This window comes from Ruminococcus sp., assembly GCF_017549005.1.
Lineage (GTDB): Bacteria > Bacillota > Clostridia > Oscillospirales > Ruminococcaceae > Ruminococcus.
The window spans coordinates 68051-94102 of the sequence record NZ_JAFYYT010000002.1 but is presented as its reverse complement, the minus strand read 5'-3'; the positions used below and the strand labels follow the sequence as shown (position 1 = coordinate 94102).

Below are 26052 nucleotides of genomic sequence, written 5' to 3'. Positions count from 1 at the left end.
TTTTCTATCTTCGCATTCTTTCGGCTAAATATTCCGTAAGCGAACCTACTCCCTCACTTCCGGAAGCATATGCATAGTAGCTGAGAACAAGTGAAGCGTCAACTGCGTCAATTATACCGTTGACATTTACGTCAGCTGCTATCTGCTGCTGGAAATTGTTGAATATACGGTTGTTTCCGCTTGAACGTGCTGCATACTCGGCAAGTATCCTTGAAGCGTCAGCTGCGTCGATGAACTTGTCATTGTTAACGTCGCCAAGTGCATATGGCGGATTGTCAATTACCTTTATAGTACCGCTTGCAACACCCTTTGTAAAGATGTGCTCTGTCATTGCGTCGCCCTTTTCATCATAAAGGATATTGGTGAAGAGCGGCATTTCGCCGTACTTTGTAGGTCCTATCTCATACTTGAACTCATCGCCTACCTGACAGTCCTTTGGAAGCGTAAATTCGATCTCCCACATTACGCCGTCCTTACCGTCGTTATCACGACCTGCGGTTACAAGTACGAGGAAGTCGCCTGTATCGCCGGTAGCCTGACCGTTTGCAAGCTTCTGGATAGCAGGACCGCAGTAAGCCTCGCCAACCTTCATTCTGCTGTCGAAGTAGAGATAAACGAGGGTATTGCAGTAAAGACCGTTTGCACCGTCTACCATAAGCTCGACGTGTACGTTCTTGGAACGAGCGTCATCAAGGCATACCTCTGTGCTGCTGAGGTGGAAAACAGGCTTGCCCTGTACAGCGCTGGGATACGATACGGTAGTAGTTGTGACCTCCTGCGCCTGAACAGTGATCCTGCTCATGTTCTTGCCTGTTCCGCCGAACATAGTCACAGCGGCTGATGTTGTGGTGGTGGTGGCTGTCGTTGCAGCCTTTGTAGTTGTGGCTGCAGACGATGAAGAAGTTGTGGCAGCTTTAGCAGTCGTCCTGGTTGTCTGAACTGCTGCTTTTGTAGTCGTAGTTGCCTTAGTTGTTTTAGTGGTCGCCTTTGTAGAAGTTGTTGTTGCAGCAGCCTTTGTTGAAGTGGTAGTTGTTGTGGTGGTGGTGGTAGTAGTTGTTGTTGTAGGAGCTGCTGTCGTTGTAACAACGGGCTTTTTGGGTATATCCTTCTCATCTACCTCAAAAGGCAGACCGAGACTATGGAATTCACAATATGGTTTTGAAGGATCGCCGACAGCAAGCTTCTCTGCAGTTGAGCCCTCGTATCCGCTTATAACACCGTTATATTCGGGACCGAGCTTAACGTTGCATATTGTATCCCTGCCGCCTTCGATAACACAATCGGGATTTTCTATCTGGATCTCCTTCAGATCCTTACAGTTTCTGAAGGCATATTCACCTATGAATGTTACATTTCTTTCAATTTTAACACTTGTTATAGCAGAGCTCTTGAAAGCGCTCGGTTTTATAGCTGTTACGGGAAGTCCAGAAATAAACAGCGGGATATAAACAAATCCCTGAGCTGTTTTTCCTGTCAATACCTCAAGGTGGTTTCCGCCGACTATCTCATAGGTAACGTCACCGTAAACTATTTTATTATCAGCAATTCTTGTGCCTTCAGTGATCTCGATAAAATCTGCTGTTGTTTCTTCTTCTGCTGCTCTGACGTCATATGTCCCTACCGAAGCAAGGTTCCCGAATAACATCAGTGCAGACAGACAAACAGCTGCAATTTTAGTGGCTTTCATAAATACCTCCGAAAAAATAAAAAATAAAAATGATCACGCTGCAGATCATTACAGCTTCTTTTCCTTTTTCTCCCTCGATCCACGCCCTCGTCATTTCAGTCAATGCGCGGTTAGAACTGTAAGCGATAACGATGCTTTTGTGCGGTGTCCGAGCATAACGATCATAGAGATTTGAACTCCTCTGCCGCTCCCGGCATTCCCAGCGAAATGCTTTCCTTGCGGAAAGACTTTTTTTGCATTCGCCCTGCCATGACTACACCATTATGAGCTCACATAAGCTCGGTGGACCAGTTGAGTGCCTGTATTTTATTGTCGGTTACACGAAACTCCTTCGACATATCGTCGATCTTTTTCTGGAGCTTCCTGACGTCCACGGCGCTGAGTATCCTGATCTCGCTCATTCTCGCGCGCCGAGCCGTCTGACTGGCATTGGAAACGATATCTTTATATACAGCGATCTTTACCTTGAGGGCATCCCTCGCGGCAATAAGCTCTGTAATGCTTTTTCCTTCGGAAATAGTCATACAATTTGTCTGATTGATACGCTTCATAAGCTCCTCGAGCCGTGAAACAGCCGAGTCGAGCTCTTTTATCAGGGTCTGCGGATCCTCCGCAGGCTTCTCGTTTTCCTGTACTATAACATTGTTGGCGAGTCTGCTCCTGAGCTGTTCTATGCTTTTGTTTAGGTCTGCTCTTTCTTGTAGTGCTTCTGCAAGTTTCACATCATCACTCCATACTATAATGTAATGTTGACAGTGGAGAGCTGAAAATATTTGATCTTACTTATGCGGTTATGTTATATCAATATTATTTCTGAACTGAACGTTCGGATTCAACTCTGAACCTATCTATCAGAATCATTCTTTCCTTTTCTCAATTATTGTAGTCGTAAAACATTTCATCTATGAGCTTATCATAGTCGCCTCTGTCTCCGAGTGCAGCCTTTATCAGTGCGCGCGCATTCCTGAACGCGAGCCTGAAATACAACCAATCACCAAGTTTGTCATACTTCCTTGTAGAATTGATAAGGCAGTTCTTCTTCAGACAGCCGTATTTCTTTCCCTCCTTTTTGCCGTAACGGCGTAATCTCATGGCAGTAGCGATATCCTCTGCCGCTTTCTTGTCCACAAATCCGCCTATGGCGTCAAATGTCGACTTTTCAGCCCAGAAAATACCGCAGTATGCTCCTGTGATCCAAAATCCTAAACGACACAATACGTCATTCGCCCATATGGGGAACGAATAACGTTCAAACCTTATCGGAGCTCCGCCGCCGATATACTTTCCGCTGTTGAGTCTCCCCAGGACTTCGCGGATAGTGCCCTCGGTCATGCGGTTGTCGCAGTCAATGGTGATAACGACTCTGCCCCTTGCGGCTTTTATCCCTTTATTCCTCACAGCAGCTATGCATCTGCTCTCATCTGTCAGTACTCTCGCACCGTTTGCAGCTGCAAGCTCTGCCGTATGGTCTGTACATCTGTTGCAAACAACAATAATCTCGACACCGCACCTGACCTTTGAAGCAGCAATTTTTGCATTGTCAATGCACCGTACTACGTACTTTTCTTCATTGTGTGCAGGAATGACTATCGAGACCGTTATATTATTTGACATTATGAACTTCCTTCCCCTGTGGTCTGTTCACTTTTCGACTAAATTATACCACTTTTTTTACTACCAGTCAATAGTTTTTAGCTTTTAATACTATATTTAATAATTACATTTATATTCTGAAAAAAATATATTCCCTGTATACCGTTATTTCAACATTCCACATCTGAAAAAATGCGAAAATAAATTCTTTCGGACAGTTTCTACAAATGTTCTCAATAACTATTTATCAACCTTGTTTTTTGTGCAAATTACACGTTAAAAATATAAACTGTGTTCACAATCGGCTCTCAACACTCTCAGCAACAAATGATAAGCACTTTAAATAATATATCATCATAAATCATGTTGAAACTTAAATAATATTTTTATATACCCCTTCGCCCTGCCGCAGCAGTGCAAAGCTCAGGCTTTTTATGAAAAATGTCTTTTTTGGCTTGACAAATCTGCGGTTTTATTGTATATTTAAGGTGAGTAGGTACGGAGCGCTTCCGCGCCGAAAAAAATATTTAATACGAGAGGGGTATTAAAAATGATAATCAAAAAAATCACAGCAGCAGCTTCTGCTCTTGCTATGTCGTTAGGCGTACTTTCCTACGCCCCCACAGCAGTTCAGCAGGATACAGTGTCGACTGCAAAGGCAGCTTCGGGCTATAACTACGCAGAAGCTCTCCAGAAGTCGATGTTCTTCTATGAGGTGCAGCAGTCGGGCAAGCTCCCTGAATGGAACAGCGTTGCATGGCGTGCTGACTCAATGGTCGACGAGGACGGAAACGAGACAGATGTAGTTCCCGGCGGCTGGTTCGACGCAGGCGACCACTTCAAGTTCACACTGACGAACGCTTATTCCGCTTCCATTATGGCATGGGGCTATATCCAGTACAAGGACGCTGTTGACAAGGCAGGTCTCGGCGAGACTTACCGCAACAATATCCAGTGGGGTATGGACTACGTTATGGCCTGCGACAAGGGCGGCGGCGAGATGATCGGTACTATCGGCGACTTCAAGGGTGGCTCCACAGACCATAACATCTGGTGCAGCGCAGAAGTATATCTCCGCAAGCACCACCTCAACAACAAGGACTGGAAGAGACCTTACGATACTATAAAGAATGCTTCCGTTGCAGCTCTTTCCGCAGCTTGTCTCGCAGAGGGCTACATTATATTCAAGGATACTCAGCCTGACAAGGCTGCTCAGTACCTCAAGCACGCAAAGGATCTTTTTGAGGGCGCTGACAAGATAAGAGCCTGCAAGGATATCGGCGGCATGAGCGGAATGTATGATTCATCTTCATGGCTAGACGACTGTATGTATGCAGCAAACTGGCTCTACATGGCTACAGGCGACAAGAGCTACCTCGACAAGATCGAGAAGGACTATATCCCCGACTTCCCGCTTGAGAACCAGTCCACAGACCGCAAGTACACATGGGGTCTCTGCTGGGACGATACTTCACAGGCAGCAGCTTTCCTCTATGCTCTCAACACAGACAGCGCTGAGTGGAAGGAACACGTTTCCCATCACCTCGATTACTGGAGCCCGCAGGGTTACGGCGGAAAGAAGGTCGACTACACTCCTGACGGTCTCGCATGGCTCTTCAACTGGGGCAGCGCACGTCACGCTACAACTACCGCTTTCCTTGCTAAGCTCGCAAGCGATACATTATTCAAGGACGACGCTTCGCTCTCCAAGAAGTACGACGAGTGGGCAAAGGGTCAGATGGACTACTGCTTCGGCGATAACGGTTTAAAGATGAGCTACGTTCTCGGAATGGGCGACAATCAGCCTACCGCATTCCACCACAGAACAGCTTCCGGTATACACGACGACCACTGGAACGACCTCGGTCAGAAGTCGGGCGGCTCCGAGGGCTGGCAGACTGAGTATGCTCATACTCTCTACGGCGCTCTCGTAGGCGGTCCTGACAAGTCGGGCAAGTACGTAAACGATGTTTCACAGTATCAGTATTCAGAAGTCGCTATCGACTACAACGCAGGCTACACAGCTTGTCTCTGTGCTATGATCGACGACTACGGCGGAAACATCGACGCTGCATTCCCTCCTGCCGAGACTCCTAAGTGGGCTGAGTGGGAAGTTGCCGCTATCATCAACGGAACTCCGGCCAAGACATACACCGAGATAAAGGCATGGGCTATGAACCACACAGCATGGCCTGCAAGAGTTGCAAAGGACGTTGAGTACAGATACTTCTTCGACGTATCCGAAGTCATTGATGCAGGTCTCTCAGTTGACGATATCAAGGTAGAGGGCAAGTCACAGCAGTATGAGAGCGGACAGGGCCACGCTACAGTTACCGGTCCTCACAAGTATGAGGGCGATCCTACAGGAAATACATACTATGCAAGCATAAAGTTCGACGACGGAAGAGCTATCCAGCCTACAGGTCAGAGCGAGCACAGAGATGAAGTTCAGTTCAGGATCTCTATCCCCGACGCTATCGACGGCAAGTCCACAGCAGGCGCATGGGATACTTCAAACGACTGGTCGTACCTCGGCGGACTCGACAAGGCTTCAGACCTCAAGAAGGCTGATTCTCTCAACGAGCATATGCCTATGTACGTTGACGGCGAGATCGCATGGGGCGAAGAGCCTGACGGCACAAAGTTCGTTGTAAAGCCCTGCACAAAGAACGGGAGTAGCGTCACACCAACTCCCGGAACCACAACGACAACAACTTCAGCAACAACAACCACTACAACTACAACTACAACAACTACTTCAACAACTACAACAACATCAACAACAACTACTACAAGTACTACAACAAATGATAAGCAGACTACAACAAGTACTTCAACCAACGGAGGAGAGGCCTCTGATAGTGTTACCAAATGGGGTGACGCTAACTGTGACGGCGGCGTTGACATGGCAGACGCAGTAATCATTCTCCAGTCCCTCGCAAACCCGAATAAGTACGGAATCACAGGTACTGACGAGAAGCACATCACAAACCAGGGCATTCTCAACGGCGACGTTTATGAGAACGGAACAAAGCTCACAAACAACGACGCGCTTGCCATTCAGAAGTACTGTCTGAAACTCATTAAAGAGCTTCCTGAAAAATAAATAATTAATTCATAATTAAGAAATAAGAGGGAAATCGTTCCCTCTTATTTTTTTTACTTTTTTGTGAAATGTGTACAAAGTATGAAGAACCCCATTAGGAAAATACACGAAATTCCAGAAAACTATTTACTTTTTTTTTTCGATATAATATAATATGATTGATGAATGGGCAACGGTGCAAGCTCCCGTTGGGAGAGCCTATTTTTCGCGGATTACAACAGGTATAACCGCAATGTTTGCACTGGCATTGCGTTATAAAAAGTATATTTAAAATATCAGGGAGGGTATTTAAAATGCACAAGAAAACAAAGAAGATTCTTGCAAGCGTTATGGCAATGGCAACTCTTGTTCCTTCAACAGTTGCTATGATCACCCCTATGACAGCTTCTGCTGGTCTCGTAGTTGGTGAGAGCACATTCGATCACAAAGCTCTGCCATGGCATACTTGTGAGTCATCACCGGCTAAGCAGGATTTCGACATTTCTGACGGCGCATTCCATGTAGTAGTTAAGGTTGCTCAGGGTGCCGACAAGGAAAAGTGGGACCTTCAGGTAAGACACAGAAACCTCAACTTCAAGAAGGGTCACGAGTACAAGGTTAGCTTCAGAGCTAAGGCTAAGAGAGACGGTATGGAGCTCTGCTCTAAGATCGGTAATATCAAGGGTGACGAGGAGTACTTCGAGCTCGACGGTCAGTCAAATGATATGCACATGGGTCCTCACATGGGTGGTAAGTGGCCGAATGCTGCTGTAAAGCTCACAACCGACTGGCAGGAATTCGAGGGTACATTCACTCCTACTCAGGACCTCGAGGCTTGCGAGTGGTGCTTCCACTATGCAAAGGGTACTAAGTATCAGGGTAATGCAGAGGAAGGCGACGAGATCTGGTTCGACGACATGGTTATCGATTGTGTAACCTGCGGCGACAAGGCTGCCGGCGAAGGCTGCTGCAACTCAGATCCTAACGAGTCATACGGTGCTACAAACCGTGACTACGCTGCTAACTTTGATGAGAACCTCAAGAAGGGCGGCAAGACCGTTAACTTCATTTCTGTAAACCAGATAGGTTACTTCACAAATTACGCTAAGGTCGCTACACTCGGCGATAACAAGGGCGATATCCTTTACGGTGCCACAACTATCGACCTTTCAGGTACATATACATGGAACCTCGTTGACGCTAAGTCAGGCAAGGTTGTTGAGACAGGTACAACAGGCGCAGTAACAAAGGATCCCGATTCAGCTGACTCTGTTGCTAAGATCGACTTCTCAAGCTTCAAGACACCCGGTAGATATTACCTCCAGATCGACGGTAAGGACTGGAGATCATTCGAGTTCAATATCGGCGACGACATCTATACAGATAAGTCACACGACCTCCTCAAGAACGCTCTGAACTACTTCTATCAGAACCGTTCAGGTCTCGATATCGAGTCACAGTACATCACATCAGGTGATACAAAGACTCTTGCTCATAAGGGCGGTCATAAGACAGATAAGGCTTACGTTCAGAAGATCTGGAAGAACGAGTACTTAGAGAAGACAGAGGCTACAAGCACATACGCTTCATCATCCATCACAGCTAACAAGGGCTGGTACGATGCTGGTGACCACGGTAAGTATGTTGTTAACGGCGGTATCTCTGTATGGACTCTCCAGAATATGTACGAGAGAGCTTTACACAACGAAGATACAAAGGCTAAGTTCGCTGACGGTTCAGGCACAGTAAATATCCCTGAGAGCGGCGACTCAAAGAAGATTCCTGATATCATCGACGAGTGTCTCTATGAGCTCGAGTTCATGACAGCTATGAAGGTTGATTCTTCAGAGCCTACATGGGGCAAGTATGCAGGAATGGTTTACCACAAGCTCCACGACCACAAGTGGACAGGTCTTGCTACAAAGCCTTGGGATTACGAGGAAGAGTGGGGTACAGAGCGTATAGTTAAGCCACCTACGTTCGCTGCTACACTCAACTACGCTGCTTGTGCTGCTCAGACAGCAAGACTTATCGAACCATACGATTCTGAGAAGTCTGCATTCTACCTCAAGGAAGCTAAGGCTGCTTATGAGGCTGCTGAGAAGAACTGGTATGAAGCTGCTAAGGACGAAGAAGATAACGAAAAGTCACTCTACGCTCCTATGTATCAGGCAAAGGGCGGCGGACCTTACGGTGATAACGAGGTTAAGGACGATATGTACTGGGCAGCTTGCGAAATTTTCGTATCTGCAAGTGCACTCGGCGATTCAGACGCTGATACATACCTCAAGAAGCTTTCTGACTATAAGAACGCTTTCAAGGTAACAACAAGAATCACTGGCGGTGAGAACGCAACAGGCGAAGGCTCATTCACCACATTTAACTGGGGTAATACAGCTTCTGCTGGTTCACTTTCACTCGCTCTCAATAAGCAGTATCTCTCAGACGATCAGAAGAAGATCCTTAACGATTCTATCACTGAAGCTGCTGACGAGTACATCAAGGAAGAGAAGAAGCAGGGTTATGGTATCCCGTACAAGTATGACGGACCCGGATACACAGATCCTAACAACCTTGATGAGAGCATCGTAATCCACGGCTATGAGTGGGGTTCAAACTCAATGGTTATCAACAACCTCATGGTTATGGCTTATGCTTACGACATGACAGGCGATGATCAGTACATGAACGGTGTTCTGACAGGTATGGACTACCTCCTCGGAAACAACCCGCTTTCATTCTCATATGTAACAGGTTACGGTACATACAAGGAAAAGAATCCTCACCACAGATATTGGTCTTACGAGCTTGATAAGACTCTGCCTATGGCTCCTGACGGAGTTCTCTCAGGCGGTCCTAACGCAGGTCTCCAGGATCCATATGTACGTGCTCTCGGATTCGTTCCCGGTAAGGAAGACAACCCGTCACAGAGATGTTTCGTTGACTCTATCGAAGCATGGTCTACAAACGAGGTTACAATCAACTGGAACGCTCCTCTTGCTTGGATCGCTGAGTTCCTCCAGGATAAGGACGTTAAGTATGATTTCGAGCAGACTCCAAGCGGCAACGAAAATACAACTACAACAACCACAACAACAGCTCCTAAGCAGGTCGAGACAACAACAACTGCTACCACAAAGGGTAACGGTGATGTCAAGGTTACTAAGTGGGGCGACGCTAACTGCGATGGTGATGTAGATATGGCTGACGCTGTTCTTATCATGCAGTCACTTGCTAACCCGAACAAGTACGGTGTTGGCGGTACAGACTCCAAGGCTATCACAGAGCAGGGCAAGGCTAACGCTGACGTTGATCAGAGCAGCAAGGGTCTTACTTCTAACGACGCACTCCGCATTCAGGAGTTCCTCCTCAAGAAGATCTCTACTCTTGATCCTACTAAGTAATTCTTAGTACACATTTATAATAAAATAAAGCGGCGCTTCGGCGTCGCTTTGTTTTTCAGGAGGCGGTATTCTGGCTAATATACTTGATTATCTTGACTGGCGCGGCGATGTCCCCTTCTCTGCCGATCCCTTCAACGAGATAGACGGAATGGTATTGTCGCAGCTTTGCTACGCTCATCTCGGCGGAGTTGTCCCCGAGAGCTTCGACGAGGAGATATCTATCCCCGACGCCTACCGTAGGTACAGACCTGACGAAGTGGACGTGAACAAGCGTATCCTGACTTTTGAACAGGACAATATCCTTTTCAGGAAGCTTGCCGAGTCAAGAAGATTTCGCGGAACCACTCTGCGCGGATTTGTATGCAGCGTCGAATCCGACGAAGATATGCAGTTCTCAGCACTCACCTACCGACTTGGCGACGGCAGCGGATTTCTCGCTTTCAGAGGCACTGACGGTACAGTCGTAGGCTGGAAAGAGGACTTCAATCTCAGCTTTATGCAGCAGACCGCAGGACAGGAACGCGCTATAAACTATCTCAACACCGCTTTTGACAGCGACAACCAGCCCATAAGGCTCGGTGGGCACTCAAAGGGCGGAAACTTCGCTATATTCAGCTCTCTCTACTGCAATGAGGCGATACGCGACAGAATAGTAAACATCTACTCCTATGATGGTCCCGGATTCAGGGATGAGGTCATAGAGTCGGAGGTCTACAAGAATATGCTGCCGAAGATAAAATGCTTCATACCGCAGGTTTCGATAGTGGGAATGCTGCTTGGAAGCAGCTCAGAGCCGAAAATAGTCAAGAACTCCGCAATAGGCATCAAGCAGCACTTCGCTTATAACTGGGAGCTGAAGCGAAACCGCTTTCTTCTCACTGACAAGCTGAAAAAATCGGGAGATGTCATAAATAAGGCGATATCAGGAATGCTCGACGATTTCAGCGATAGCGAACGTGAAATATTCACGGAATCACTGTTTGAGATATTGCAGGCTCCCGACAAGGAAACTCTCAAGGAGCTGAACAAGCTTCGTTCATATCCGTCCATAATTAAAGCGATCTCAAAGCTCAGGCCCGAACAGCAGGCTGTAATGAAAGAGGCTTTCCGAAAGATTGCCCAGAACGGCAAGGGCGCATTTTTCAAATGATCCCATTAACGTCCGACAGCTGTCGGACGTTTGCCATAACGAAAAAGGCTTCACGGAATAACCGTGAAGCCTTTGATTTAACTATTAACGATCAAACGCCGTACTTAGCTGTAGCAACAGGAACACCAGGGCCCATTGTTGAAGTAACTGTGCAGCTCTTGAGGTAAGTACCCTTAGCAGCAGCAGGCTTTGCCTTAACAACAGCTTCCATAAGTGTATTGAAGTTCTCTTCGAGCTTAGCAGCGCCGAATGAAGCCTTACCGATAGGACAGTGAATGATGTTTGTCTTGTCGAGACGATACTCGATCTTACCAGCCTTAGCCTCTGTAACAGCCTTTGCAACGTCAGGAGTTACAGTACCTGCCTTCGGGTTTGGCATAAGGCCACGGGGTCCGAGGACCTTACCGAGACGACCAACGAGTCCCATCATATCAGGTGAAGCGATAACAACGTCGAAGTCCATCCAGTTTTCCTTCATGATCTTGTCAACGAGATCCTGACCGCCAACGAACTCAGCGCCTGCGCCCTGAGCTGCCTCATACTTGTCTTCCTTGCAGAATACGCATACACGAACAGTCTTACCTGTACCGTTAGGGAGAACAACAGCGCCTCTTACCTGCTGGTCAGCGTGTCTTGAGTCAACGCCGAGACGGATGTGAGCCTCGATAGTCTCATCGAACTTAGCCTTTGCATTCTTGCAAACGAGGTCAAGAGCCTCTGTGGAATCATACTGCTTTGCATAATCAACAGCCTTTGCGCTGTCGACATATTTTTTGCCGTGTTTCATTATATTTCCTCCTATTTAAGTGGTAATACCGGGGAGCTTATAGCTTACCCGATTAGCGGAATTTTCCTCCCACCAATAGAACTCTGAACGGGATCATCTGTATCCCACTTCATCATTCAAAAAATTGATTAGTCAACAACTACAACGCCCATTGAACGAGCAGTACCAGCGATCATGCTCATAGCTGCCTCGAGTGAACCTGCGTTGAGGTCAGGCATCTTGGTCTCAGCGATCTTCTGTACCTGTTCCTTAGTGATGTTTGCGACCTTAGTCTTATTGGGAACTCCCGAACCGCTGTTGATGTTGCAAGCCTTCTTGATGAGAACTGCTGCAGGGGGAGTCTTAGTGATGAACGAGAATGAACGGTCTGCATAAACAGTGATAACAACAGGGATAATCATACCGATGTCGTTCTTGGTTCTCTCGTTGAATTCCTTTGTGAATGCCATGATATTAACGCCGTGCTGACCGAGAGCCGGTCCAACAGGCGGTGCAGGAGTAGCCTTTCCTGCTGCGATCTGAAGCTTAATGTAGCCAACTACTTTCTGTGCCATGTAATTCGCACCTCCATAAATGTGGTAAATGGCGAGGCAAGAATTATTTTACCTCTCCCACTGAATCCATACTGCGGATTCTTTTTTGACCTGAATTAGTCCTCCACCTTTATTACCTGATTGATAGGCAATGTAGTGGGGGTTTCACGACCGAACATCGAGACAAGAAGATCAACGGTGCGGTCGTCGAGATTGATGCTCTGAACAACGCCGATAAAGCCGTCCATAGCGGTACCCGAGATACGAACATTATCGCCCACCTTGAAGTTGACGGTAACGGTATCGGTATCAACGCCGAAGAGCTTCTGAACTTCCTCATCAGAAAGAGGAGTGGGCTCTGAAGCGGGACCGACGAAGCCTGTACAGCCTCTGGTATTTCTTACGACATACCATGAATCGTCGTTCATTATCATCTTTACGAGAACGTAGCCCGGATAGGTCTTACGCTCTACTTCCTTAGTTTTTCCGTCTGTGATCTCAGTAGCTTTTTCTGTAGGAACTCTGACCTCTTGGATAAGTTCATGAAGCTTGCGGTTTTCTACTACCTTTTCAATATTCTGGGCTACCTTATTTTCATAGCCTGAATAGGTGTGGATAACATACCACTTAGCTGCTTCTGACATATTGCTCCTCCTGATCTCCTATAGAATTAGCCTGCGTTATAGATCGAACGCAGTGCTGCGTAAAAGCCCTGATCTATCAAACCAACAAGAATAGCGGCAGCAACGATAACGCTCAGAACGACTGAGGTATTAGTCATAACTGTCTTCTTGGTTGGCCAGACCACCTTTTTGAATTCGATTTTGAGGTCCTTGAACCACTTGCGGATCTTTCCGACTTCTTTTTTCTCGGACTTCTTTTCAGAAGACGTATTCTTAGCCATAGAAAATACTCCTTCCGATCACTTTGTTTCCTTATGAAGAGTATGCTTTCTGCAGAACTTGCAATGCTTCATCATTTCGATTCTGTCAGGGTCATTCTTCTTGTTTTTCTTGGAAACATAGTTGCGCTGCTTGCACTCTGTACAAGCTAAAGTAACCTTTACTCTCATATCGGCACCTCCTGAATTATTACTTCCTTCGTTACCGAAGGTAGGTTGTTTGCCTCCCTCGCACGGGGACAAAAAAATAAACCCCCAACGAGGTACTGATATTATAACACATATTATTATAAAAGTCAAGCCCTTTTTTCAAGTTTTTAGTAATCAGCAATTAGTGAACAGTTATCAGCAGGGGTAAGCAGTTCAGGAAACGCCGCCGCCTCCATTCTAAGATCACAGCTCTCAGTTCTTAGTTCTTAGCTCTTAGTTCTTAATTTGCTTGACTTTAGAGCGGCAAAGGTATATAATAAAAATGTATATGCTTGCGAAAGCTGCACAGAATAGCTTCGGAGGTGTATACATTGTCGGATGAACTCAAAGGCGGCAATAATGCCGAGGAAATGCTTGACGAAGCCGAGCTTATCCGCGAGAGCGGACGTGCCGTAACGCGTAACTCCAAACACCTGATACACTGTCTCTCAGTGATCGGGCAGATAGAGGGGCACTATGTGCTCGCCGAGCAGAACAAGACCACAAAATACGAGCATATAATCCCCGCTCTCGTGGCTATCGAACAGGACAGGAGCGTTGAGGGACTGCTCATCATACTGAACACCGCCGGCGGCGACGTGGAGGCAGGTCTTGCCCTTGCGGAGCTTATCGCAGGCATGAAGACTCCCACAGTATCGCTGGTAGTCGGCGGCGGACATTCCATAGGCGTTCCCCTCGCGGTAAGCGCGAAACGCTCATTCATAGTACCCACAGCCTCAATGACGATACACCCCGTCCGCATGAACGGAACAGTCCTCGGAGTACCACAGACTCTCTCCTACTTTGACAAGATGCAGGACAGGATAGTGAGATTCGTTACGAAAAACAGCAGCATCACCGAGAAGGACTTCCGCACCCTGCTTATGAACACGGAGGAGCTCGTACTCGATGTGGGCAGCGTGGTTGAGGGCGAAAAAGCCGTGGAGCTCGGACTCATCGACAGTATCGGCAGTCTCGGCGACGCTATGGACTGTCTTTACAATATGATAGAAAATACAGAAAAAAGATATGCGGACTGACCGCAGCTGTGCCGAAACGCGCTTTTTTGCGCGAAGTATCTGCTATTATAATGGTACAGCTACAGTGAAGAACAAACGGAGGCATATATGGCAGAAACCAGAAAAAAATCCACGGCTTCTAAGGCAAAGAAGCCCGAAGCTCCCAAAAGGGAGCCCATAAAAGCGCCTGCAAAGGCAGCTCCACAGAACGAGAGCAATCAGCTCTGGTCGATACTGCTCTTTGCGGCAGGAATACTCACAGCCCTCATGGTGCTTGTCAAGGGAACAAAGGGCTGGCTGAAGCTCCACGACCTGCTGCTGGGCTGCTTCGGCATAGCGGCATTTCTCATACCCGTTATCCTAATATACACAGCCCTCAAGCTGGGCAGCGAGCAGAGCAAAAAGGACATCAGCGGCAGAACCGTATGGTGTATCGCCATGATATTCCTTGCAAGCGCTGCATATCAGATATTCGCTGTGGGACGTATCCCGGGAAGTACCATAGGCGGTCATTTCAGGATACTCTACGAGGAGGGAACCAAGCTGAAAAGCGGCGGTGTTTCAAGCATGGTCATCGCAGGACCTCTCCTCAAATTCTTCGGCAAGCTTGGTGCAAGGCTCATTTCACTTGTGCTTTTCTTCGTATTCGGAATGCTCCTTTCGGGGCGCGGACTTATGGAGTTCCTCAAGCTCCTTGCAACTCCCTTCGTATTCATCGGCAGATGTGTGAACGGCTTGCAGAATATGCTTGTAGGAGGCGAATTCGTTGACGCCTTTGACGACGACCTGGACGACGACAAGGAAAAGCGCGACTTTGACGCAGACCTTGAAGCTATAAATATCGCAAATACACGGAAGTCTCCGCAGAAGCCATCGGAGCGCAAGGCTCAGAACAAGAAAGCCGTTGAGTCGCTCCCCGACGGATTTTTCCTCGATATACCGCTCCCCACAGACCATCTTATAGTTCATGACAGCTACGGCGACGACGACGGCAGCGCTATTGACATAGACATAGAGCCGACCGCAGCTCCTGCGCCCAAGCCTGTAGCCGAACGCAGAAAAGCTCCTATCATAGAGGAAAACGAAGCTGAAACCGAAACTGCGGAAGAGGAAGAGATGTCCGACGAGGCACTCGAGGAGCTCATAAGCAAGGCTGCCGACGGCAAGCCCGATACTCCCGAGGAAGAGCTCCCCGAGGAAGAGGAGGAAGAGCCTGCCGAGGAAAAGCCCGTGTACATACTCCCCCCTATCGACATACTCACCCGTCCCGAGATACGCTCCAACCGCGCGGAAGCCGTTGAGGAAATGCGCGAAAAGGCAGAGGTCATCAAGAATACTCTCCAGAGCTTCGGCGTTGAGGTAAGGATAAAGGATATCTTCCGCGGACCGTCCATCACACGTTACGAGATACAGCCCGGTCCCGGAATAAAAGTCTCGAAGATAAAGGGACTCGAGGACGATATCGCCCTCAGTCTTGCGGCGCAGGGCGTCCGTATAGAAGCTCCCGTACCGGGTAAAGCTGCTGTAGGCATAGAGATACCGAATACTGCAAAGGACATGGTAACTCTCCGCGAAATGATAGCCTCCCCCGAGTTCAGGGACTCAAAGAGCAAGCTGACTTTTGCTGTCGGAAAGGATATCACCGGAAATATCATACTCGGCGATATCGCAAAAATGCCCCACGTCATCATTGCAGGTACTACCGGCTCGGGTAAGTCAGTCTGCACCCGTTCCATTATAATGAGTATCCTGTACAATGCGACTCCCGACGAGGTCAAGCTCATACTCATCGACCCTAAGATAGTCGAATTCAAGATATTCGAGAACATACCGCACCTGCTCATCCCTATAGTCACCGACTGTAAGCGTGCCGCAGGAGCGCTCTGCTGGGCAGTGAACGAAATGATGCGCCGCTACAACCTATTTGCAGAGGCAGGAGCCAACGATCTTCGCTCCTACAACGACCTTGCAGCCGTTGACGGCGACCTCTCCCCCATGCCGCAGATAGTGGTATTCATCGACGAGCTTGCGGATATGATGTTAGTCGCAGGCAAGGACGTCGAAGACTACATCTGCCGTCTCGCACAAATGGGACGTGCCGCAGGTATGCACCTGGTAGTTGCAACTCAGCGTCCTACCACCGATGTTATCACAGGTCTTATCAAAGCCAATATACCGAGCCGTATCGCGCTTTCAGTAAAATCGCAGATAGATTCCCGTACTATCATCGATATGGGCGGAGCTGACAAGCTCCTGGGAAACGGCGATATGCTGTATATGCCCATAGGCGCAGGAAAACCCGTCCGCGTACAGGGCTGCTTCTCCTCAAACGAGGATATCGCCGAGACAGTACGCTTTATAAAGGCACAGGGCGAAGTAAAATACGATCCGAACATCACAAAGGACGTGGAGATCTATTCCACACAGTCGCAGAACGGCTCCGCGGCAGCTGACAGCAGCACTTCAGCAGGAGGCGGCAGCGACGAGGATATAGTGGAAGCGGCTATAAAGGTAGCCGTGGACGCAGGACAGCTCTCCACATCAATGCTCCAGAGAAAGCTCAAGCTTGGCTATGCTAGAGCCGCAAGAATAATGGACGAGCTGGAAGAACGCGGAGTTATCGGACAGAGCGAGGGTGCAAAGCCACGAAAGGTGCTCATGTCGAAAATGCAGTACGACGAGTGGAGACTCCGCCGTATGGACGAATAAAAATCAGTGACAAGTAATTAGTGAATAGTGACCATCAGGGGCGATCCCTGCATCAGCTAAGGGCTAAGGGCTGAAAAAGAGGTGTTACCATGTACGAAGGCTTTCTGCCTACCACAAAAAAAGAAATGGACGAGCTGGGAATAGAGCAGTTCGATTTCATATACATAACAGGCGACGCCTACGTTGACCACCCAAGCTTCGGAGCGGCTATCGTTACCCGTCTTATTGAGAGTATGGGCTTCACAGTGGGTATCATCTCACAGCCCGACTGGCATACCGACCGCGATTTCCGCCGCTTCGGTGCTCCCAAGTACGCCTTTTTCGTTACCGCAGGCAATATCGACTCAATGGTGGCTCACTACACAGCCGCAAAGCGCAAGCGCTCCGACGACGCCTACACAGCAGGCGGTGTTGCAGGCAAGCGTCCCGACCGCGCGGTGATAGTCTACTGTCAGAAGCTCCGCGAGTACTTCGGTGACGTTCCCATAGCTATAGGCGGACTGGAGGCTTCTCTGCGCCGTTTCGCCCATTATGACTACTGGGACGACGCAGTCCGCCCCTCGGTGCTCCTCGACAGCGGAGCCGACCTCCTCATGTACGGCATGGGCGAGCATCAGGTACAGGAGCTATGCACACGGCTCGCAAACGGTGAGAATATACGTGATATCCACGATATACGCGGCACCTGCTATCTCACAGAGCCTGTGAACACTCCTATAGGAGCCGCTCAGTGCCCCTCCTTTGAACAGGTGCGCGACAACAAGGTGGAGTACGCAAAGGCAGTAAAGATACAGTACGACTGGCAGGACGAGGTCTACGGAAAGACCATAATACAGCGCCACGGCAAGCTCATGCTGGTGCAGCTGCCCCCTGCCTACAGCCTTACCACAGAGGAGCTCGACCATATCTATTCCTTCCCCTACACAAGGGCGATACACCCGTCCTATGAGGCTCTCGGGGGAGTACCCGGTATCGAGGAAGTACGATTTTCCATAACCCATAACCGCGGCTGCTTCGGCTACTGCAATTTCTGCTCAATAGCTCTTCATCAGGGCAGACGTATCACCGTCAGAAGTGTGGAGTCGGTGCTTGCCGAGGCGGAGCGTATCACGAAAATGCCCGATTTCAAGGGATACATACACGACGTAGGCGGTCCTACGGCGGACTTCCGCCGCCCCTCCTGCGACAAGCAGCTCACAAAGGGACTTTGTATGGGCAAGAAATGTCTTGCTCCGAACCCCTGCCCCGCCCTCAAAGTCGATCATACCGAGTATCTGTCCATGCTTCGCAGAATACGCAAGGTCAAGGGCGTGAAAAAGGTTTTCATACGCTCGGGAATACGATACGACTATCTCATCGAGGACAAGGACGACGAATTCATGAAGGAGCTCATAATGCACCACGTAAGCGGTCAGCTGAAAGTTGCCCCCGAGCACTGCTCCGCGGTAGTCCTCGACAAAATGGGCAAGCCCCATATCGAAGCCTACAAGCGTTTCCAGAAGCGCTTTTACGAAATAACCAAGGGCATGGGAAAAGAGCAGTATCTCGTTCCCTATCTTATGTCCTCACACCCTGGCAGCACCCTTAACGAGGCTATAGACCTTGCCGTTTTCCTGAAAGAAAACAAGATACGCCCCGAACAGGTGCAGGACTTCTATCCCACCCCCGGAACTATTTCCACGGCTATGTTCTACACAGAGCTCGACCCCTATACACTTGAAAAGGTCTACGTTCCGAAAACTCCCAAAGAAAAGGCTATGCAGCGGGCTCTGCTCCAGTACTTCCGTCCCCAGAACAGGGAGATAGTCCTTGAAGCCCTCAAAGCCGCAGGGCGGCGCGACCTTATCGGTTCGTCGCCTAAATGCCTTATAGAGGGCGACTCACACGGACAGAGCAATACTTCCCGAAAGGGCGGTGACAAGTCACGTCAAAATACTTCAAAGACACGGAAAGCTTCGTTCAGGCCGCAGGAGAGAAATACAAACTCACCTCATACCAGAAGCAGCTCCTTCGGGAACTCGCAGAAAAGCGGAAAAAAGAACGGGCAGAACGGAAAAAGAAAGCACTGAAAAACATTGGTCTGCTGCTCATTGCGGCAGTTATGATCTTTGCAGGCTGGTGGTTCTTCCGCAAGCCGCGCCATACGTTCCCAGATGAGGACAAGCTGGTCATGCACTTCATCGACGTTGGACAGGGCGACTGCACATTCATCGCCGCAAACGGCGTAACAATGCTGGTGGACTGCGGCGAATACGCTGTATCCTCCGATGTGGTCAGCTACCTGAAAGATCTCGGCGTGGGAAGACTGGACTACCTCATTGGAACTCATCCCCATTCCGACCACATGGGCGGAATGGCGCGTATCATCGACACATTCGACATCGGGGAGGTCCTGATACCAAGTATCCCCGACGAGCAGCTCCCCACAGCGGTATTTTTTGACAGGTTTCTTGAGAGCTGCGAGGCGAAAAAGCTGAATATACGCACAGCCAGAACAGGCGATACGCTCAGTATAGGCAAAGCCGTTTCGGAGATAGTCTCCCCTGACGACGCTGTTTTCGAGGACATGAACAATTACTCCGTAAGCCTGCTCATAAGGCATGGCGATAACAGCTTTCTCCTCACGGGCGACTCCGAGTCAGAAGCCGAATACGCCATGCTCACCAGCGACAGACTGCAGAAAGTCACGCTGTACAAGGCAGGACATCACGGCAGCTCACGTTCATCGACTGCGGAGTTTCTTGACATGATACGTCCGCAGACCGCGGTAATATCCTGCGGAGCCGATAACCCATACGGACACCCCTCGGATATCACCCTGCAAAGGCTTCATGAATACACAGACAAGATATACCGCACAGATATATGCGGAAATATAGTTTTCGAGTCCGATGGCAGCAAGCTGTCGGTACGCACCGAAAGGAACGGAAAATGACGGTAATAGACAGATTTGAGAACGGATATGCCGTCCTTGTGAACGAAAAGGGCTCAGTCAGCGTCCCGGAAAGCGAGCTCCCCCCCGAAGCAGCGGAGGGAGATGTGGTGCTGCTCAGAGGCGGCAGATATGTCACTGACAGGAAAGCCACCGAAAAAAAGCGGAAACAGGTACGCGAAAGACTGCAAAGGCTCATAAAGGAAGATAAACGATGACCGATACTATTATAATTGGCGGCGGAGCTGCAGGCTGCTTTGCGGCAGTCTACGCGGCAAGGTACGGCAAGACCGTGCTGCTCTTTGAAAAGAACGAAAAACTCGGCAGAAAGCTCCGCATAACTGGCAAAGGCCGCTGCAACGTCACCAATAACAGCTCCGCCGAGGAGCATATGAAGAATATCCCCGTAAATCCGCGGTTCATGTACAGCTCCTTTGCAGGCTTCGACGCGGAGAGCACCATGAGCTTCTTTGAAGAGCTGGGAGTGCCGCTTAAAACAGAGCGCGGAAACAGAGTTTTCCCCGTAAGCGACAAGGCGGACGACATCGCGGACGCTCTTGCAGCGGAGATGAAAAAGCTTGGCGTAAGGGTCATAAACAAGCGGGTAACGAAGATACTTGCAGAAAACGGCGCTGTCTGCGGAGTTTCCGCAGGCGGTGAGGAATACCGTTCACAGTCGGTGCTTATTGCCTGCGGCGGAAAGTCCTACCCTGCAACGGGTTCGACGGGCGACGGATATACCCTCGCACAGGCTCTCGGGCATACGGTCACGGAGCTGAAACCCAGTCTTGTGCCCCTTGTTTCTCCCGATAAATACTGTGCTGAGATGATGGGGCTTTCCCTGCGGAATGTAACTCTCAACCTCATGGACGGTAACAAGTGCATATACAGCGAGCTGGGCGAAATGCTCTTCACCCACTTCGGCGTTTCGGGACCTCTCGTCCTCAGCGCAAGCTCACACATACGGGATATGCAGCCAAACAGGTACAGTCTCCTCATCGACCTGAAGCCTGCACTGTCACCCGAGCAGCTTGACGCCCGTATACAGCGCGACTTCGCAGAAAATCTCAACCGCGACTTTCAGAATGGCATAAGGAAGCTCCTTCCTGCAAAGCTCATACCTGTTGCGGTAAGGCTTTCGGGGATCGCTCCCGAGCAGAAGATAAACGGGATAACCAAGGAAGAACGCCGCAGATTCGGGGAGCTGCTGAAGGCATTTCCCGTGAGGATATCGGGCTTCCGTCCGATAGACGAGGCGATAATCACCAGCGGCGGAGTCTCAACGAAGGAGATAAACCCGAAAACTATGGAATCAAAGCTTGTCAGCGGACTTTTCTTTGCAGGAGAGGTCATAGACGTTGACGCCTACACAGGCGGCTTCAATCTGCAGATAGCATTCTCAACGGCTTATACAGCCGCACTGAATATGTGAATCAGGAGCTAAGGACCAGGCTCTGAGAACCAAGGGCCAATGGCTGTAAATATGATATAAGGAAGGTATAAATATGGGGTGTTTAGGTAATTTATTATGGCTGATATTCGGCGGATTCTTCGCAGGTCTCAGCTGGCTGCTCATCGGACTGCTGTGGTGCATAACCATAGTCGGCATACCAATAGGAAAGCAGTGCTTCAAAATGGCAAAGCTGACCTTTGCTCCGTTCGGAAAGACGGTAGAATACGGAGGCGGCCCTGTCCGTCTGCTGGTAAATATACTGTGGCTCATCTTCGGCGGAATTGAAATGGCTGCGGAATTCGCAGTATTCGGTCTGCTGCTATGCATAAGCATAATAGGCATACCATTCGGCCTGCAGATGTTCAAGCTTGCAAAGCTCTCACTCATGCCCTTCGGCGCAAAGGTGAAGTAATACTGAATATGTACCATGAAAAAGAATTTTCCGCGGACATTCTTCCGCTATGTATTTGAATTCACGGCCGCAGGCTTTGCTGGCTGGATATATGAGGTAGTAACGGTATGGATAATGTTCTGCCGCTTTGACAACCGCGGAATGCTCCACCTGCCCATAATCCCCATATACTCGTTCGGAGCATTCATGCTCCTTGCAATACTGCGTAAAAAGCGAGATCCTCTTTTTATTTTCGCAGCGGCGACCGTGATAACCACGGCTTTCGAGCTGGGAACTTCATATCTGCTGGAATTCATCTTCCACAAGCAGTTCTGGACGTACAGAACATGGTATTTTTCCATACTTGACAGGTCGAGCCTCATTTCCAGCGCAATATTCGGCGTTATGGCTGTGGGATATTTCTATATGCTTCACCCCCTGTCAAAGAAGCTGAGCGACAAACTGCCCGAAGAAGTATGCTTCGGCACGGGACTTTTCCTGACGGCAGGGATACTTACCGATACGGTGATATCCTTTGCCGAAAATCTTGGCAAATAAAGGGCTTTCGCCCATAAATAAAGGAGTTTTAACATGAAGACCATCAACATCGCAATCGACGGACCTGCAGGCGCAGGAAAAAGCACTATCGCAAAAATGGTGTCAAAACAGCTGGGCTATATCTACGTTGATACAGGAGCTCTGTACCGTACTATCGCCCTTTACATAACCGAAAACAAGATAGCTGACGAGGATATCGAGGCTTCTCTCGAAAAAGCGGAGGTATCGCTCAGGTTTATCGACGGCGCACAGAGAGTTTTCCTCGGTAAGAGGGACGTTTCCGACCTTATCAGGACTCCCGAGATATCCATGGCGGCTTCACGCACATCGGCTATCCCTGCGGTAAGGGCCTACCTCTTTGAAACTCAGCAGAAGATAGCCCGTGAGAACAACGTTCTCATGGACGGAAGAGACATCGGCACGGTGGTCCTCCCCAATGCAGACGTGAAGATATTCCTCACAGCCTCCGCAGAGGAACGTGCAAACCGCCGCTACAAGGAGCTCCTTGAGAAGCCGGACTGTCCCACATACCAGGAGATACTCGACGATATAATCAAGCGCGACTATCAGGATATGCACCGCGAGACAGCTCCGCTGAAACAGGCTGAGGACGCAGTTCTTGTGGACACCACAAAGCTTAACTTAGAGGAGTCGGCTGCTGCTATCGTAAAGATAATAAACGAAAAGATAAAGTGACCGATATAACCTGCAGGAAAGCGGTCCGCTTGTGATGACGAGGGAACCGCTCCAGAATGGAAAAACAGATCCAGAGGTGAGACTGATATGTATTATATCGCAAAATTTGTTGTAAAGGTGTTCTTTAAGATATTGTACGGCCTGCACTTTGAGGGCAGGGAAAATATCCCCAAGGATACAACCGTAATATACGCCTGCAACCACCGCAGCAACGCTGACCCGCCGCTTCTCGGCGCTGGCGGACGGGGCAAATTCGCCTTTATGGCAAAGGAAGAGCTCTTCCGCAACAAGCTGTTTGCATGGCTCATACGTTCACTTGGAGCCTTCCCCGTTGCCCGCGGAAAGGGCGATACGGGAGTTATCGACACCGCTGTTGAAAGACTGAACAGCGGCAGAAGCCTTATGATATTCCCCGAGGGAACGCGCTCAAAGGACGGCAAGGTGGGAAAAGGTCACACGGGAGCCGCTCTCATTGCGGTCAGGTCTGACAAGCCCATAATCCCGGTCGGCATCTGCTACGGTGAAAAGCTGAAATTCCGCACTCCCCTCACGGTAAAGTACGGCAAGCCTATATATCCCGAGGAATACTGCGAAATAAGCGACAACCCCAATCCCCGTCAGCTGGTAAAGCTCAAGAACCGCTACATGGCGGATATAAAGCTACTCGTTGAGGGCGAGCCGCAGGCAAATGAGGACAAAAAGGAGGAAAATGCCGATGAGTAAGGTCACAGTCGCAAAATCCGCAGGCTTCTGCTTCGGAGTCGACAGAGCCGTAAAAATGGTCTACGGAGAGCTTGAAAACAACACTCATGTGGCTACTCTCGGCCCTATCATACACAATCAGGACGTCGTCAACGATATGCAGGCAAAGGGCGCAAGGATAATCGAGAACGTTGACGAGCTGAAGCCCGATGAGACCGTAGTTATCCGCTCACACGGCGTAGGCAGGGATATCTACGACCAGATAAAGGCAAAGGGAAACAGAATGCTGGACGCCACCTGCCCTTTTGTGTCGCGTATCCATAAGATAGTAGCTGAAAAGTCCGCAGAAGGGTACTATATCCTTATAGCAGGTGACCGAAATCATCCTGAGGTGCAGGGGATAGTTGGTCATTGTGACGAAAATTGCATGGTTTTCAAGGACAACTTTGAGCTAAAAGACTTTTTTGAAAAAAATTATAAAAATTTGCAAAAAAAGCTTGCAATTGTGGCGCAAACGACGTATAATATAGTAGTATGGGGTGAGTGTTTAAACGTGATCCCGAAGGACGATCCAAATATTGTTATATACGATACGATATGCAACGCTACCGACGCGCGTCAGTCCGACGCTGCCGAACTTGCCAAGAACTCTGACATAATGCTTGTGGTCGGGGGAAGACACAGTTCAAATACCGTTAAGCTTTTTGAGGTTTGCAGCCGTTACTGTAAAACATATCATATCGAGAATTCGGACGAGCTTCGGTCATTAAAGCTTCCAAATGCCACTAATATCGGCATTACCGCTGGGGCATCAACCCCCGCCTATATAATCAAGGAGGTACAAACCAAAATGGCAGAAAATGAAATTCTTGCAGCTAATCAGAATGAGGAGTTTGATTTCGCTCAGGCTATCGACGAGTCATTCAAAAAAATACATACAGGAGAGAAAGTTAAAGGCATTGTTATCGCCGTAAACAATACAGAGGCTATCGTAGACCTCGGCACAAAGCACACCGGCTATGTTGCTCTCGACGACCTTACAGACGATCCTTCAAAGAAGCCTTCTGACATCGTCAGCGTCGGCGACGAGATCGATCTTGTTGTAATCAAGGTAAATGACGCAGAGGGTACAGCTGCTCTCTCTAAGAGAAAGGTCGACGAACAGGCTGGTTACGAGAAGATCGTACAGGCTAAGGAAGAAGGCACTGTTCTCGAAGGCGTTGTTCAGAGCGTTGTTAACAAGGGTATCACACTCACAGTTATGGGTGTAAGAGTATTTATCCCTGCTTCTCTCACAGGTCTCCCAAGAGGCGCTGAGCTCGAGCAGCTTCTCAAGAAGAAGGTAGAGTTCATCATCATCGAGGTTTCAGAAGGTGGCAGAAAGAGAGCCGTTGGTTCCATCAAGGCTGTTCAGAACGCTAAGAAGGAAGAAGCTAAGGCAAGATTCTGGGAAACAGCAGAAGTCGGCAAGACTTACACAGGTAAGGTCAAGTCACTCACAAGCTTCGGCGCTTTCGTTGACCTCGGCGGCATCGACGGTATGGTACATATCTCAGAGCTCTCATGGAAGAGGATCAAGCACCCAAGCGAAGTTGTTAACGTTGGCGATACTCTTGAGGTCTACATCAAGGATCTCGACAGAGAGGCCAACAGGATCTCACTCGGCTTCAAGAAGGCTGAGGACAATCCGTGGGAGATCTTCAAGTCTCAGTATCAGGTAGGCGACGTAGTTAAGGCTACTATCGTTTCTATCACAAGCTTCGGCGCTTTCGCTCAGATTGTTGACGGAGTTGACGGACTTATCCACATCTCACAGATCGCAGATCAGAAGGTTGAGAACGTTAAGGACGTACTCAGCGTAGGCGACGTTGTTGACGTAAAGATCATCGACATCGACGAAGAGTCAAAGAGAATCAGCATTTCTATGCGTGCTCTTCTTGAGAATTCCGACGAGGAAGCTGACGCTGAGGAAACTCCTGCTGAGGATGCTGAATAATCAGTTATTATCAAGGGCTGTACTAAAGTACAGCCCTTTTTATTTTGCCCGTAAATATGCCTTTTTTCAGACCGTTCCCATCTCATGGAAAGTGTTGCACAAGGTGAAATATCCCCTGCGGCTTTTTGTCAAAAATGCCGATTTACCGATTTCTTTGGCGATTGCTCTTGAAATTCCGTGCTGTTTGGAGTATAATTAAACTTAGTGTATTGTCTATTTTTACAGTATTTATCCTGTTCTGCAGCTTCACTAACCCTTGCTTCTTAT

General features: G+C 48.9%; 22 protein-coding genes. 14 read left to right on the top strand and 8 right to left on the bottom strand.

Going from position 1 to position 26052, the window contains the following annotated elements:
* Window positions 1–4: 4 nt before the first annotated feature.
* The 3 genes from IKW96_RS01140 to IKW96_RS01130 all read right to left on the bottom strand — a co-directional run bounded on the left by IKW96_RS01140 (window position 5) and on the right by IKW96_RS01130 (window position 3301).
* On the bottom strand, window positions 5–1687 hold the full coding sequence (locus IKW96_RS01140) for a leucine-rich repeat protein (RefSeq protein ID WP_296569390.1): 1683 nt from the start codon (window positions 1685–1687) through the stop codon (window positions 5–7).
* A 269-nt stretch (window positions 1688–1956) separates the two neighbouring features.
* Window positions 1957–2409, bottom strand: a complete 453-nt coding sequence (locus tag IKW96_RS01135) for a DIP1984 family protein (RefSeq protein ID WP_296569386.1) — start codon at window positions 2407–2409, stop codon at window positions 1957–1959.
* Window positions 2410–2560: 151 nt separating this feature from the next.
* Entirely contained in the window at window positions 2561–3301 is a 741-nt protein-coding gene (locus IKW96_RS01130) for a glycosyltransferase (protein WP_296569383.1), read from the bottom strand.
* A 529-nt stretch (window positions 3302–3830) separates the two neighbouring features.
* Here IKW96_RS01130 and IKW96_RS01125 point away from each other — a divergent pair.
* From IKW96_RS01125 to IKW96_RS01115, 3 genes are all read left to right on the top strand, one after another.
* Window positions 3831–6386, top strand: a complete 2556-nt coding sequence (locus tag IKW96_RS01125) for a glycoside hydrolase family 9 protein (RefSeq protein ID WP_296569380.1) — start codon at window positions 3831–3833, stop codon at window positions 6384–6386.
* 293 nt (window positions 6387–6679) lie between these two features.
* Window positions 6680–9769 carry a glycoside hydrolase family 9 protein gene (locus tag IKW96_RS01120; protein ID WP_296569378.1) on the top strand — a complete coding sequence of 1030 codons (3090 nt, stop codon included), beginning with the start codon at window positions 6680–6682 and terminating at the stop codon, window positions 9767–9769.
* Between the two features lie 148 nt (window positions 9770–9917).
* Entirely contained in the window at window positions 9918–10919 is a 1002-nt protein-coding gene (locus IKW96_RS01115) for an Mbeg1-like protein (protein ID WP_296569375.1), read from the top strand.
* A 91-nt stretch (window positions 10920–11010) separates the two neighbouring features.
* Here IKW96_RS01115 and rplA read toward each other — a convergent pair whose 3' ends face one another.
* From rplA to rpmG, 5 genes are all read right to left on the bottom strand, one after another.
* Window positions 11011–11706, bottom strand: coding sequence for a 50S ribosomal protein L1 (gene rplA / locus IKW96_RS01110; RefSeq protein WP_024861795.1), 696 nt, complete (start codon window positions 11704–11706; stop codon window positions 11011–11013).
* A 128-nt stretch (window positions 11707–11834) separates the two neighbouring features.
* Window positions 11835–12260, bottom strand: coding sequence for a 50S ribosomal protein L11 (rplK, locus tag IKW96_RS01105; RefSeq protein ID WP_019680811.1), 426 nt, complete (start codon window positions 12258–12260; stop codon window positions 11835–11837).
* A gap of 95 nt (window positions 12261–12355) precedes the next feature.
* Window positions 12356–12883 carry a transcription termination/antitermination protein NusG gene (gene nusG / locus IKW96_RS01100; RefSeq protein WP_296569368.1) on the bottom strand — a complete coding sequence of 176 codons (528 nt, stop codon included), beginning with the start codon at window positions 12881–12883 and terminating at the stop codon, window positions 12356–12358.
* A gap of 26 nt (window positions 12884–12909) precedes the next feature.
* Complete coding sequence (secE, locus tag IKW96_RS01095) at window positions 12910–13143, bottom strand: preprotein translocase subunit SecE (protein ID WP_296569365.1); 234 nt, start codon at window positions 13141–13143, stop codon at window positions 12910–12912.
* A gap of 18 nt (window positions 13144–13161) precedes the next feature.
* The gene (gene rpmG / locus IKW96_RS01090; RefSeq protein ID WP_009984160.1) at window positions 13162–13311 is read right to left on the bottom strand and encodes a 50S ribosomal protein L33; all 150 of its coding nucleotides are present in this window, start codon (window positions 13309–13311) and stop codon (window positions 13162–13164) included.
* Between the two features lie 389 nt (window positions 13312–13700).
* Here rpmG and IKW96_RS01085 point away from each other — a divergent pair, with 389 nt between their 5' ends.
* From IKW96_RS01085 to IKW96_RS01035, 11 genes are all read left to right on the top strand, one after another.
* The gene (locus IKW96_RS01085) at window positions 13701–14369 is read left to right on the top strand and encodes an ATP-dependent Clp protease proteolytic subunit (RefSeq protein WP_296569487.1); all 669 of its coding nucleotides are present in this window, start codon (window positions 13701–13703) and stop codon (window positions 14367–14369) included.
* Window positions 14370–14456: 87 nt separating this feature from the next.
* The gene (locus tag IKW96_RS01080) at window positions 14457–17057 is read left to right on the top strand and encodes a DNA translocase FtsK (RefSeq protein ID WP_296569358.1); all 2601 of its coding nucleotides are present in this window, start codon (window positions 14457–14459) and stop codon (window positions 17055–17057) included.
* A gap of 89 nt (window positions 17058–17146) precedes the next feature.
* A complete protein-coding gene (locus IKW96_RS01075; protein WP_296569353.1) occupies window positions 17147–19126 on the top strand; it encodes a YgiQ family radical SAM protein in 1980 nt (659 codons plus the stop codon).
* 32 nt (window positions 19127–19158) lie between these two features.
* Window positions 19159–19992: a ComEC/Rec2 family competence protein gene (locus IKW96_RS01070; protein ID WP_296569350.1), complete on the top strand. Its 834-nt coding sequence runs from the start codon at window positions 19159–19161 to the stop codon at window positions 19990–19992.
* Window positions 19989–20207 (top strand): DUF3006 domain-containing protein, encoded by a 219-nt coding sequence (locus IKW96_RS01065; RefSeq protein WP_296569347.1) that lies wholly within the window; start codon window positions 19989–19991, stop codon window positions 20205–20207. Before IKW96_RS01070 ends, IKW96_RS01065 begins: the two co-directional genes overlap by 4 nt.
* Window positions 20204–21421 (top strand): NAD(P)/FAD-dependent oxidoreductase, encoded by a 1218-nt coding sequence (locus tag IKW96_RS01060; RefSeq protein WP_296569344.1) that lies wholly within the window; start codon window positions 20204–20206, stop codon window positions 21419–21421. The genes IKW96_RS01065 and IKW96_RS01060 overlap by 4 nt, the downstream gene beginning before the upstream one ends.
* 73 nt (window positions 21422–21494) lie before the next feature.
* Window positions 21495–21854 carry a YccF domain-containing protein gene (locus tag IKW96_RS01055; protein WP_296569342.1) on the top strand — a complete coding sequence of 120 codons (360 nt, stop codon included), beginning with the start codon at window positions 21495–21497 and terminating at the stop codon, window positions 21852–21854.
* A 15-nt stretch (window positions 21855–21869) separates the two neighbouring features.
* Window positions 21870–22391 carry a putative ABC transporter permease gene (locus IKW96_RS01050; RefSeq protein ID WP_296569338.1) on the top strand — a complete coding sequence of 174 codons (522 nt, stop codon included), beginning with the start codon at window positions 21870–21872 and terminating at the stop codon, window positions 22389–22391.
* A 33-nt stretch (window positions 22392–22424) separates the two neighbouring features.
* Window positions 22425–23087: a (d)CMP kinase gene (cmk, locus tag IKW96_RS01045; RefSeq protein WP_296569335.1), complete on the top strand. Its 663-nt coding sequence runs from the start codon at window positions 22425–22427 to the stop codon at window positions 23085–23087.
* Window positions 23088–23174: 87 nt separating this feature from the next.
* Window positions 23175–23810, top strand: coding sequence for a 1-acyl-sn-glycerol-3-phosphate acyltransferase (locus tag IKW96_RS01040; protein ID WP_296569332.1), 636 nt, complete (start codon window positions 23175–23177; stop codon window positions 23808–23810).
* Entirely contained in the window at window positions 23803–25785 is a 1983-nt protein-coding gene (locus IKW96_RS01035; protein WP_296569327.1) for a bifunctional 4-hydroxy-3-methylbut-2-enyl diphosphate reductase/30S ribosomal protein S1, read from the top strand. Before IKW96_RS01040 ends, IKW96_RS01035 begins: the two co-directional genes overlap by 8 nt.
* Window positions 25786–26052: the final 267 nt, after the last annotated feature.